Genomic DNA, 11,512 nt, shown 5'->3' with positions numbered 1-11,512 from the left:
TCGCCGTGGTGTAACTTCGTCCGAGCACACAACTAAACAAGGGGCTATGGCGCAGCTGGTAGCGCACCACACTGGCAGTGTGGGGGTCAGGGGTTCGAGTCCCCTTAGCTCCACCATAATCCCAGGTCAGACGACCTGGGATTTTTGTTTGCGGGGTCAGGATCCAATTTTGTGACCCGACGAAGGCCGTGGGAATGTAGCGGGAAAGCGCAGGCACTGGGCCCGGAGGCTGCCGTCGAACGCCCCGATGTGAGTCCGTCCAGCCCCGATACGCTGGTCGATGTCTGCACGCATGAACCTGATCGGGAGCGAAGCTATGCCACAACAAAGGCGCCTGACCTACGGGGATCACCCCAGTCAATACGTCGATGTCCTCGAACCCGACACGGTTGCCCCGGCGCTTGTGTTTGTCATCCACGGCGGCTTCTGGAGAGAAGGGCTGGGTGCCGACCTCACCGCCCCGATAGCCGAGGATCTGCGCGCTGAGGGCTTTCTCGTCGCGAACATCGAATACCGCAGAGTCGGCGGTGGCGGGGGCTGGCCCGAAACGTTCGACGACGTGAAGGCGGCGGCAGAAGCGGTCCGCCACGCCTATCCGGATTCTGGTCAGTCGTTTGTCGTCGGCCACTCCGCCGGCGGACATCTCGCGCTTCTGGCCCTCGCCGCGGGATCGGCCGACTTCGCCGTCGCCTTGGCTCCCGCCAGCGATATCGACCGCGCATTGCGGGAGAATCTCGGAGAGGGCGCTGCGGCAGAATTTCTTGGGGCCGTGAGGTTTTCGCCGAACGATGTTGAGGACGCATCGCCGATTGGCAAGCTTGGCCACCATCGGCGCCATGTCCTCATACATGGCGTGCGCGATATCAACATCCCCGTCGAACATTCCCAGCACTATGTGTCCACCGCGAGAGCAGCAGGGACCCCTGCCGACTATTTCGAGTTCTCGGAGCTGGACCACTTCGATCTGATCGACCCGTCCTCGTCTGCTTGGCACGCGGCCAAACAGTGGATTCGGTATCAGCTGAAGCCCTGACCTTCCAGGCCCGGTTACTCAATGGCCCGCCCTCCGCGCGGACTCCTGCATCCGATCCAACCACGACGGTTCAAGTGCTCAGCCGGCATTCGCCTCGCCAACACACTTCTGTCCGTACTCGACCTGCCAGTGCTTGATTCCGTTGAGCCAACCGGACTTCAGTCGTTCGGGCTCGCCGACGGGCTGAAGATCGGGGATGTGATCGGCGATCGCATTGAAGATCAGATCGACGGTCATCCGCGCCAGGTTTGCGCCGATGCAGTAATGGGCGCCGGTGCCGCCGAAGCTGAGGTGTGGGTTGGGGTCGCGGAGGATGTCGAAGCTGTACGGATCGTCGAACACCGTTTCATCGAAGTTGGCAGAGCGGTATGACATCACCACCCGTTGGCCTGCCTTGATCGTGACCCCGGAGATCTGTGTGTCCGTCTTGGCGGTGCGCTGGAAGGCCGATACAGGGGTGGCCCACCGGATGATCTCGTCTACAGCGGTCTTCGGCCGCTCCTGTCTGAACAGCCTCCACTGGTCCGGATGTTGCGAGAACGCGATCATGCCGTGGGTGATCGAGTTACGGCTGGTCTCATTGCCAGCCACCGCCAGCATGATCATGAAGAAGCCGAACTCGTCTTCACTGAGCTTGTCGCCACCGATATCGGCCTGGATCAGCTTGGTGACGATGTCATCGGTCGGATTCAGGCCTCGTTCCTCGGCCATCTTCGTCGCATACGAGATCAGCTCGAAGGAGGATGCGGCGGGATCGACATCCGCGTACTCGGGATCGTCGCCGGCGGTCATCTCGTTCGACCAGCGGAACAACTTGTCGCGGTCGCATTGAGGTACGCCGAGCAGTTCGGCGATAGCCTGCAGCGGCAGCTCGCATGACACGTCCTCGACGAAGTCGCCTGTATTGAATGCCGAGGCATTTATTGCGATCTGCTGTGCCCGCGACCTCAGCTCGTCCTGAAGCCGCGAGAGCGCACGCGGGGTGAAACCACGCGAGATGATCTTGCGTAGACGCGCGTGTTGCGGGTCGTCCATGTTCAGCAAGACCACACTCTGCAAGTCGACCGCCACTTCGCGGGTCATTCCCTTCGGCCATACCGGGATCGCACCGTTCATCGCACTGGAGAACACGTCGCTGCGCAGCGAGACGTCCTTGACATCCTCGTGCCGGGTCACCAACCAGTAGCCCTTGTCGCCGAATCCGCCAGTGCCGCCGGGGACCTCGACCCAATGCACGGGTTCTGTCCTTCGCAACTCGGCAAGCTCTGCAACTGGCAGGCGCACGACGTTCAGTTCGGCGTCCAGAGGATCGAAGCCCTTGGATAGGTGGGGACAATCCATGAACAGTGCTCCTCGGCTTTCGGTGGGCGGTGATGCGGCAACGCACCACCACCTTGGCTGTGCCCTCGACAATGAAAAAGGGGCATTAGTCCCTATTTATCGACTTTCAACTGCGCATACTGTGCCAGTCAATCCAATTATGAAACGTGTTCTAGTTGAGTGCGAAGTGGATGGAGATGACAGGTTTGAGTAACGATTCGACGAGCGCCGCCGTCCGGGAGATCGATGTGGGTACGCCGCCGACTCGTTTTGCCCGTGGATGGCACTGCCTGGGAATGGTGTCGGATTTTCTGGACGGACAGCCGCACTCGATCAGCGCTTTCGGGACGAAACTGGTCGTCTTCGCGGACAGTCGCGGTGCGGTGCACGTTCTGGACGCATACTGTCGCCATCTCGGCGGCGACCTGTCGCAGGGGACGGTCAAGGGTGATGCCGTTGCGTGCCCGTTCCATGACTGGAGATGGGCGGGCAATGGCCGTTGCACCCATGTCTCATATGCCAAACGTGCTCCGCGACTTGCGCGCACACGTGTGTGGATATCAGATGTCCGTTCGGGCTTGTTGTTCGTTTGGCATGATCCCGAGGGGAGTTCACCGTCGCCTGACCTTGATATCCCCGACATTCCGGAGGTGCGCGACCCGGGTTGGACGGAATGGTCTTGGCGCACAGAGTTCATCGCCTCGAATTGCCGGGAGATCGTCGACAACATTGTGGATATGGCTCACTTTTACTACATCCATTTCGGCTTTCCCACACACTTCAAGAACGTGTTTGAAGGTCAAATCGCCTCGCAGTACCTCCGGACCATCGGCAGGCCCGACGTCAACTTGGGTGGCTCGCACTATGCGGGCGAACAGATCCTCGATTCTGAAGCGTCTTACTTCGGTCCGTCATTCATGATCAACCGGTTGCACAACAGCTACGGTGGCTACCAGGTCGAAGCGATCCTGGTCAACTGCCATTATCCCGTCACATCGGATTCCTTTGTGCTGCAGTGGGGCATCATGGTACGTCGGCCCGTGGGTTTGGACGCCAACGCGACTGAGATGCTCCTGCACGCGTTCACCGACGGGGTCAGTCGCGGGTTCCTGCAGGATGTGGAGATCTGGAAGAACAAGACCCGCATCGATAATCCGCTTCTGGTCGAGGAGGACGGGCCTGTCTACCAGTTGCGCAGGTGGTACGAGCAGTTCTACGTCGACGCCGCGGACGTCACACCGGAAATGACCGATCGTTTCGAATACGAGGTAGACACCAACGCTGCCAACGAATATTGGCGCAACGAAGTCGCGGAGAATCTGCAACAACGCACCACGGCGAGTGCTGCCGGAACCGAATGACGGCTCCGCAGAAAGAGTTACCCCGACAACTACCGACTTAGGCCGCAATGGACCTCAGTCTCAATCAGCCCAGCGTTGGGAGGCAGTCTCATGACTTCTATTCAGCACGGTATTACCCGGTCGATTCGCGATACTCACACGATTCTCGAGGACATCAGCGATCTATTACCCCAGATACGCGGACGTGCTCAGGCTGCCGAGGATTTGCGTACCATCCCGCACGAAACGATTGCAGCGCTTGAAGACATCGACTTCTTCAAACTGTTGCAGCCCGAGCAGTGGGGCGGTCTGCAGTGCGATCCCGTCGTCTACTGCGAGGCAGTCCGGCGGTTGGCCAGTGCCTGCGGTTCCACCGGATGGGTGGCGGGTGTCCTCGCGGTACACAACTGGCACTTGGCGCTTTTCGATCAGCAGGCGCAGGAGGACGTCTGGGGTGAGGACATGTCTGCGCGTGTGTCGTCGTCGTACGCTCCGATGGGCACTGCCAGGGTCGTCGACGGAGGCTACCTTGTAACCGGCTCGTGGCAGTGGTCGTCCGGTTGTGCGCACGCCACCTGGGCTTTCGTCGGAGGTCCGGTACTCAAAGGGGAGAAGGCCGTAGACTTCGGCAGCTTTCTCATCCCGTGCACCGACTACGAGGTCGACGACGTGTGGAATGTAGTCGGTTTGCGCGGCACCGGCAGTAACACTCTTGTGGTCAAGGAAGTGTTCGTGCCCGGTCATCGGTTCCTGTCTTACAAGGCGATGAACGACGGTACCGCTGGCGGCTATCGGACCAATACTGCACCCGTGTACAAAATGCCTTGGGGAACAATACATCCGACTACCATCTCGACACCCATTGTCGGCATGGCCTATGGCGCCTACGACGCCCATGTGGAACACCAGGGTAAGCGAATTCGAGCGGCCTATGCCGGCGAGAAGGTCAGGGATGATCCGTTCGCCAAGGTCCGAATCGCCGAGGCTGCCAGCGATATCGACGCCGCGTGGCGTCAGCTGACGGGTAATGTTGCCGAGGAGTACGCGCTGCTGTTGGCCGGTAAGCAGATTCCCTATGACTTGCGCGCCCGCGCCCGGCGCGATCAGGTGCGGGCCACCGGCCGTGCCGTTGCTTCGATCGACAGGATATTCGATGCTTCGGGTGCCGCTGCACTGTCGAATGACACACCAGTGCAGCGTTTTTGGCGTGATGCGCACGCTGGCCGTGTACATGCCGCGAACGACCCCGAGCGCGCCTACCTGATTTTCGGTGACAATGAATTTGGCCTCCCTCCAGCCGACACCATGGTCTGATGTCCCTGGTCGCGCAAGGACCGGCGGGCCCTCCGCGTGGATTCCCGCGCGGAGGACCAATCGGAGCCGCGTTGTCGCCTACGCCACGAAGACGGCGAGTTGCACCCGAATGTCGGCTCCGAAGTCGATGAATCCGCGAACTCGGACGCCGCCGTTCTCGGGTACGACATTGTGGACCTGGCAGACGGCATTGCCCTGGAATGGCACATCCTGCGCGGTTATCTCTGAGGTCGACACCATGACCACGCTGAACGGACCCACTCCCGGAATGGCGAGACGAGTTCGATACCCGCCGTGCGACGTGACAACAAACCGTTTCACGATCGCCTGGGCGTCTGCCTCCTGGCCGTTGCTTTCTCCCGCAATCTCCGAGGCCTCGGCCTCCGTCTCGGAAACTTTCTCGCTGGTAGTCATTTTTCCTCCATTGCTTGATGGCATCTGCAGGGGTTGCGCCGTGCGCAATTCCCAATGGACCCTGCAAGTTTCAGCCGCAGGAGGACGCGCGGCGTGAGTAGTTGGCTACCTGCGTTTTAGAGGTAGGCAATGGTGCGGATTGTGGCCACTGTCAATCGGTCAGCGGAACACGGACTTTCTCGCGGCGATACGAAGGCGGATCCGTTGACGTTCGGCCTCCGACATCCCGCCCCACATCCCGTGCGGTTCTTCGATCTCCAGGGCGTACTCAAGGCAGAGCGTCGTCACGGGGCAGCTTCGGCATACCTCGCGGGCGTGCTGTTCCCGGAGCCTTCGTTCGATGGGGCGTTCGTCGTCGTCGGAGTAGAACAGATCATGGTTGACGTTCCGACACGCACCCCGCAGCTGCCATGTGAACCCCGCGCTAAGAGCCGTTGCTTCGGCTACCCGAACATCCTCCACGCAGATCCTTCCCGATATGTCCGCCACCGTGAGTGTTGTTTGACGGAAACCTCACACGGGTTGGTTGCCTTGGTGTGAATTAGTTGTTGCGCCAATGAAATCAACCTTCCGTCCGTGTCCGTTCGCCTCGCCGACGCCGAAAAGTGCACAACCCGTGCATAAACTGCAGCACAACGCACATCAGGTGATGCCCACACGGGTCTTCTCGGCGTTTGCTCATCTACCGGACGAATGCTCCTGCGGTGCAAGACCTAGCTCGCCTGACCGGCGGTTGATTGTGTGATGATGTGGGCTGTGACACGGACGATGCGCCGAGCTCTGGACCTGTTCGGATTACTCGCGCTGATGTGTGCGCTGTGTGTATCTCCTGTTGCTTCAGCCGATGCCGCGCAGATCAGTCCGGCTAATGAACGCCGACTGCAAGAGCTGTTGGCCGAGCGAAATCGCCTTGGTTCCGACAATCCCGGGCAGCTCAGTGCCGCGGTCTCGGGCCTCTTTCTGCATGTGCCCTACGGCGCTAATACCTTGATCGGATCGGCCTCGGTCCCCGAACAGTTGGTCGTAGAACTCACACGCGTGGACTGCTTCACGTATGCCGATTACGTGGAGGCGCTGAAGCGGTCCGGTGATCGCGCCAGTTTCCTCGCCCAGCTTGCCCAGATCCGTTATCGCGGAGGGGACGTCAGCTTCACGCAGCGCCGGCACTTCTTCACGGATTGGGCCGCCGATGCACCAATCAATGCCACCGATGTGACGGCGAGCCTCGGGGCACCCACGGAGCAGGTCGCCAAGATGCTCAACCTGAAGGACTCTGGCGACAGTTATCTGCCCGGACTTCCGCCACGGTCACGCACGGTGGTCTACATACCGAGTGCTCGCGTCTCGGATGGTGTCATCGCGAATCTTCGTGATGGCGACTATCTCGGTGCCTACGCCACGGCCGGCGGGCTCGACGTCACGCATGTGGGAATCTTCCTGCACACGCCGGCCGGGCCGGTGCTGCGCAACGCCTCGTCATTGCGGGCGAACAACCAGGTCGTCGATACGCCACTGAGGGAGTATCTCGGCACCGTTCCAGGGATTGTCGCTCTGCGGCCGCGTTGATCTCGGGTCGCCACGGATCGATTAGGTCAGGCCGGTGACGAACCGGATTCGGCCCTGCACCGTGATGTTGTAACTGATTCGGTGCAACACTGCGTCGCTGTCGCGCACGGCCAGATCGACGAGTAGTCCATCGAACAGGCTTTGGAACCTCTGACCGGGCTGCGGCCCGGTGCCGGTCCGAGTCCGGAAACGCCAACGGTCGACGGCGAATCCGGCATCGATCGCCTCGTGCCGATCGAATATGGAGCTCAAGGTGGCGAAGGGGATGGCGCTGTCCACCTGGAACCACGGAAAGGTTCCGGCCGGTATCGGGATGTTGTGCCGCGTCGTGATCGCCTTGAACGCGTCGCTCATGTTCGGCGAGATCAACGCTTGATCCCGTGACCAGTCCACGGTGGTCTGTCCGGGCATGTTGACGACAGCGACGCCGTTCGTCTGGAAAACGAAGCGCTGATCGGCGATAGAGGCAGGCGGTTGCTCGTTGACCGCCAATGCCACCGGGGTGAAGAAGTGTGACTGACTTTCGAAATTCGGAATGAGGACCATGGTGCACGCGCCTTTCGCAGCCGGATGAATACCGTTCCAGCGCAGGACCATTGACTATTGCTCGGCCAACGTTGGTGAAGCGACGGTATGGGTCATCGGAGGGCGTGGGCGCGAGTAGTGCACTACCCGACTTCTGCCTGCGCGCTCAGCTCGCGGCCCAGGCCTTCGCGCGGTCCAGCTCGTCGAGCCCGAACAGGGCGAGTTCACCGGGAATCATCCATGCGAACGCGTGCAGGGTGTGCGCCACCCATTCCTTGTCGGTCACCACCGCGATCTTCGTGAAGGCCGAATGGTGTTGGAAGAGCATCCCGAAGCCCAGCTTCAGGTCTTGGGCCAGCCCGCCCGGGCCGAAGCCCTCGTAGTCGCTCGCAATGACCTCGACGATGCGCAGTTCGTCGGTCTTCAGGGACTGTTCGATGCTCGGTGCGAACTCGCGCAACTCCTCGCCCGCCAAGCGGCCGGATACGCGGAATCCGACGACTCCCTTCGGCATGTCCGTCAGTGTTTCGATCATCGTCGCTCCTCGTTCGGGTTGGCGCATGACTGCCACTGCAAGAGGACCACAACCGCGGCCGATGCGTAAGGGGATATGTGCACTCTGCCTCAATGTTTTCACCGCATTCGTGGAGCGTGTGCGCTTCGAGACGGTCGACGACAACAATTGCCGCATCGTGTACCGGATGGGATGGGCGCCGACGTCGCCCCGCTGTATCGGCCACTGGCACCGCCGCTCATGCGCTTCCTCAACCGGGCCATCGTGCCGCCGCTGGAGGGCGCGCGAGACCTCGCCGTCACACGCGCCACTTCAGCGGCGGGCGATCAGTAGTCCCAGGTGGCCGGTACACACCGGAAGGCGTTGCCAGCTGTCGCCACATGGCAGACGGACGGGAACGGTAGGTGAGTGGCCACCAGCGCCTCACCGGTCGACGCCAGCTCCCGCAGGAGACGAACGCGCACGCGGGCCGCTTCTTCCGGATCGTGTTCAAAACCGTTCTGCCACTCGGGGTTGTCGAACCCGGGAGCGAATACCGCGTCGCCGGCGAACGTCAATTTTTCTCCGCGCGACTCCAGGCGGACCACGCTGTGACCGGGGGTATGACCGCCCGTGCGCGAGATCAGCACGCCGGGCGCAACCTCGTACTCCGTCTCGAACGTCCGCAGCTGGCCGCGGTAGTCAGCCAGGAACTGGGTGGCGACCCTGCGCAGCACGTCCGGAATCGGCTCCGGCATGACGGCGTGGGAGAAGTCCGGTGCCTCCCAGAACTCGGCCTCCGCGGCCGCCGCATGGACCCGCAGGTCCGGACGCAGCCGGTCCTTCAATCCTGCAGAGAGCAGTCCGCCGACATGGTCCATGTGCATGTGGGTGAGCACTACGTCGGTCACCGAGGCGAGATCCACACCCGCGGCCTCCAGTCGCATCACCGTCTGCCCGGCCCTGGGGAAGTCAGGGAACTCCAGCCCCAGCCCGGCGTCGACGAGAATGGTCTGCTCTGCGCTGCGGACCACGACCACATTCAGAGGCCAGTCGACCACCTCGGGCGGCAGGAACATCCCGTCGAGCCAGCAGGCCAGCTCGGCCGCCTCGACATTGGTGGCCAAGGTCGAGGCGGTGATCGGCAGCACCCCGTCGCTGATCACCAGCACCTCGATGTCGCCGACATCCACCGCGTAGCGCGACGGAACCAACTCGTCGACGCCAAGGCCGCCGAGGTGGGTGGTGTGGTCCAAGGTCATGATTTTCTCCTGCTGGCTGTGTGGGCTGTATTGCGGATCAAGATCAGCGTGGCCGCCCATTCAGCGATGCGAACCCTTGGAAGTCCGTAGTCCGCGGCGGGCCCGGTGCACCGACGCGTCAGACGACAACTGTTTACGTCAGGGCGCAGGGGTGCGCCTGAACCTGGCCTTGAGCGACATCGCGTGTTTCTCCACGACGAACCAGCTCAGTGCGGCCAGCGGCAGAGTTACGGCAGTAGCAATCAAGAAGAACACGAACGGTTTCAGGTCGGCGAGCCCGGCAACGGCCAACAACTGCTGGATGGGGAACGCGTAGATGTACACCCCGTAAGACAGGTCGTTGCGCAGGGTGAGTCGTTCATCGTGGATGAGGGCGCCGGAGATGATGACGACATATGCGAGCGGCAAGGCGCCAATGACTCGATAGTTGGAGGTCAGTCCGGAGAGTGTCAGAACGCCAACGCATATCGCGACGAGTGACCAGCGCGCGGGAAGCACGTCGCGATACTGATACAGCAATGCTCCGGCTGCGAACATCAGCGCAAACCGCGCCACCATCTGAGGAATGGTCTCCATCGCGAACACCGGGTACGACAAATATGCTGCGGCACAAAGGAACAACACGAAGGCGGCCGGAATGACCCATCGCCGCTTCAGCATTCCCAGCACGCCTAAGGCGGCCACCGCGATGTAACAGACGAACTCGAAGATGAGTGTCCAGATCGACCCATTCCAGATGCCCGGCCACGGGATGTCGCGTGGCGTTCCGTCGATCCCCGCGTAGAACACATTCAGCACGGCGTTGTTGAGGAAGTACTCCAGTGGCTTGAGGGAACCCATCAGGGCTGCCGCCGAGCCGCCCTGGATCGCGACGCTGACCGGCGCGATGACGAATGCGGTGATGGCCAGGCATATCCACAATCCAGGGAAGATGCGCAACGCCCGGGCGATGAAGTAGTCACGCAGATTGGGGTTGCGCATCCAGCTGGCGGTGATGAGGAAGCCGGAGAGCGCGAAGAATCCGTCGACTCCTACCTGTGCAAGCAACCCTTCGTAGGCTGGAAACGGCAGTCGATGACCGGTGAGCGGCCAGGAGTGCCACAGAATGACAGTTGTTGCCAATGCAAGTCGCCAGGCGTTGAGCGCGTTTCGCCGAGGATCGAATGCCTGCCCGAGAGTCATGTGACCCCCCGTGAAGATTGGGGTGCTCACCCGAAAGGTGGCGCCACCGACAATGCCGTGAAGTTTTGCGCCCGCTGTGCCAGCCCGGGCCTCGTCAACTAACGCGCGTGGTTCGCGGCAAATCTGCCCGGCGGACCGATATACCAACCTGGTGCAGCCATATCGGCCCCCTTGCGATCTTGATGAGCGCACCATACGCCCAATCAAGATCACCCACGCCGATTTCGCGCTTCGATAATTGGGGAACGCCCATTTTCGTCGTGGGTGGTCACTTTGGGTGAGAATTCATCCGATGAAGCAGACGCAGGTCCCCGAGGAACTGGTTGCCGCCGCGTCGACGGCGCGTACTGTCACGGTGCTCACCGGCGCCGGTATGTCCGCCGAGAGCGGACTGCCCACGTTCCGTGATGCTCAGACCGGATTGTGGTCGAAGTACGACCCGATGACGCTCGCGACGCCCGAGTCGTGGCAGGAGGACTCGGGGCTGGTGTGGGCGTGGTACCAGAATCGGCGCATTCAGCTACTGGCCGTGCAGCCCAATGACGGACACCGTGCGTTGGCGCAGTGGGGATCTCACCGCGATGTTCGGATTGTCACCCAGAATGTCGACGACCTTCACGAACGCGCCGGCAGTACGAACGTCACGCATGTTCACGGCAGCCTGCTCAAATCACATTGCGACGCGTGTCGGACCGGTTACGACGTGGCAGTGGCCGCCCCGGAATCGGAGCGGGTCGCGCCGCCCGAATGTGACTGTGGCGGAAAGGTCCGGCCGAGCATCGTGTGGTTCGGGGAGATGCTTCCCGAGGTCGAATTCGGTGACGCCGTCGCGCACTCGCAGAACTGTGATCTGATGCTGCTCATCGGTACCTCCGGCATCGTGTATCCGGCGGCGGGACTGCCGCAGCTGGCGTTGAGTCGCGGCGCGACCGTCGTCGAGATCAACCCGCAGGAGACCGATCTGTCCGATCGCGCCGATCTGGTCTGGCGCGCTACCGCGGCCACCGCGCTGCCCGCGCTCGTCGATGCGCTGTCACTCTAGGGGCGGCCTGAGTAGCGTCGG

Annotated in this window: 13 protein-coding genes and 1 tRNA gene; 7 read left to right on the top strand and 7 right to left on the bottom strand. The window is 61.7% G+C overall.

The features are described from left to right. Window positions 1–40 precede the first annotated feature (40 nt). Together MYCSP_RS16125 and MYCSP_RS16120 are read left to right on the top strand one after the other, a co-directional pair. A tRNA-Ala gene (locus tag MYCSP_RS16125) sits at window positions 41–116 on the top strand. 200 nt (window positions 117–316) lie between these two features. Next, on the top strand, window positions 317–1,033 hold the full coding sequence (locus tag MYCSP_RS16120; RefSeq protein ID WP_162266248.1) for an alpha/beta hydrolase family protein: 717 nt from the start codon (window positions 317–319) through the stop codon (window positions 1,031–1,033). Between the two features lie 78 nt (window positions 1,034–1,111). On the opposite strand, the gene MYCSP_RS16115 is transcribed toward MYCSP_RS16120, so the two are convergent. Then, complete coding sequence (locus MYCSP_RS16115; RefSeq protein ID WP_088414323.1) at window positions 1,112–2,374, bottom strand: cytochrome P450; 1,263 nt, start codon at window positions 2,372–2,374, stop codon at window positions 1,112–1,114. A 176-nt stretch (window positions 2,375–2,550) separates the two neighbouring features. Between MYCSP_RS16115 and MYCSP_RS16110 the strand changes: the two genes are divergently transcribed. Then, window positions 2,551–3,714 (top strand): Rieske 2Fe-2S domain-containing protein, encoded by a 1,164-nt coding sequence (locus tag MYCSP_RS16110; protein WP_088415645.1) that lies wholly within the window; start codon window positions 2,551–2,553, stop codon window positions 3,712–3,714. A 90-nt stretch (window positions 3,715–3,804) separates the two neighbouring features. Further along, a complete protein-coding gene (gene hsaA / locus MYCSP_RS16105; RefSeq protein WP_088414321.1) occupies window positions 3,805–5,007 on the top strand; it encodes a 3-hydroxy-9,10-secoandrosta-1,3,5(10)-triene-9,17-dione monooxygenase oxygenase subunit in 1,203 nt (400 codons plus the stop codon). Between the two features lie 78 nt (window positions 5,008–5,085). On the opposite strand, the gene MYCSP_RS16100 is transcribed toward hsaA, so the two are convergent. Together MYCSP_RS16100 and MYCSP_RS16095 are read right to left on the bottom strand one after the other, a co-directional pair. Next, the gene (locus MYCSP_RS16100) at window positions 5,086–5,421 is read right to left on the bottom strand and encodes a hypothetical protein (protein WP_083013558.1); all 336 of its coding nucleotides are present in this window, start codon (window positions 5,419–5,421) and stop codon (window positions 5,086–5,088) included. 159 nt (window positions 5,422–5,580) lie between these two features. Further along, window positions 5,581–5,883: a WhiB family transcriptional regulator gene (locus MYCSP_RS16095; RefSeq protein ID WP_083013667.1), complete on the bottom strand. Its 303-nt coding sequence runs from the start codon at window positions 5,881–5,883 to the stop codon at window positions 5,581–5,583. A 285-nt stretch (window positions 5,884–6,168) separates the two neighbouring features. Between MYCSP_RS16095 and MYCSP_RS16090 the strand changes: the two genes are divergently transcribed. Continuing rightward, window positions 6,169–6,987 carry an N-acetylmuramoyl-L-alanine amidase-like domain-containing protein gene (locus MYCSP_RS16090; RefSeq protein ID WP_234809088.1) on the top strand — a complete coding sequence of 273 codons (819 nt, stop codon included), beginning with the start codon at window positions 6,169–6,171 and terminating at the stop codon, window positions 6,985–6,987. A gap of 21 nt (window positions 6,988–7,008) precedes the next feature. Here MYCSP_RS16090 and MYCSP_RS16085 read toward each other — a convergent pair whose 3' ends face one another. Together MYCSP_RS16085 and MYCSP_RS16080 are read right to left on the bottom strand one after the other, a co-directional pair. Further along, window positions 7,009–7,533 (bottom strand): hypothetical protein, encoded by a 525-nt coding sequence (locus MYCSP_RS16085; RefSeq protein WP_083013666.1) that lies wholly within the window; start codon window positions 7,531–7,533, stop codon window positions 7,009–7,011. Window positions 7,534–7,678: 145 nt separating this feature from the next. Continuing rightward, window positions 7,679–8,047 carry a SpoIIAA family protein gene (locus tag MYCSP_RS16080; protein ID WP_083013556.1) on the bottom strand — a complete coding sequence of 123 codons (369 nt, stop codon included), beginning with the start codon at window positions 8,045–8,047 and terminating at the stop codon, window positions 7,679–7,681. A 147-nt stretch (window positions 8,048–8,194) separates the two neighbouring features. Between MYCSP_RS16080 and MYCSP_RS23160 the strand changes: the two genes are divergently transcribed. Next, window positions 8,195–8,359, top strand: coding sequence for a hypothetical protein (locus MYCSP_RS23160; protein ID WP_157886193.1), 165 nt, complete (start codon window positions 8,195–8,197; stop codon window positions 8,357–8,359). On the opposite strand, the gene MYCSP_RS16075 is transcribed toward MYCSP_RS23160, so the two are convergent. After that, a complete protein-coding gene (locus tag MYCSP_RS16075; protein ID WP_083013665.1) occupies window positions 8,353–9,267 on the bottom strand; it encodes an MBL fold metallo-hydrolase in 915 nt (304 codons plus the stop codon). The two genes, MYCSP_RS23160 and MYCSP_RS16075, sit on opposite strands and share 7 nt — an antisense overlap. Window positions 9,268–9,405: 138 nt before the next feature. Further along, a complete protein-coding gene (locus MYCSP_RS16070) occupies window positions 9,406–10,449 on the bottom strand; it encodes an acyltransferase family protein (protein WP_083013555.1) in 1,044 nt (347 codons plus the stop codon). 292 nt (window positions 10,450–10,741) lie between these two features. Here MYCSP_RS16070 and MYCSP_RS16065 point away from each other — a divergent pair, with 292 nt between their 5' ends. Further along, window positions 10,742–11,491: an SIR2 family NAD-dependent protein deacylase gene (locus MYCSP_RS16065; protein ID WP_083013554.1), complete on the top strand. Its 750-nt coding sequence runs from the start codon at window positions 10,742–10,744 to the stop codon at window positions 11,489–11,491. The last annotated feature ends 21 nt before the right edge of the window (window positions 11,492–11,512 follow it).

This window comes from Mycobacteroides saopaulense (assembly GCF_001456355.1).
Classification (GTDB): domain Bacteria; phylum Actinomycetota; class Actinomycetes; order Mycobacteriales; family Mycobacteriaceae; genus Mycobacterium; species Mycobacterium saopaulense.
Note: the sequence above shows the minus strand (reverse complement) of the source record. Positions and strands in the feature narration are given on the sequence as shown.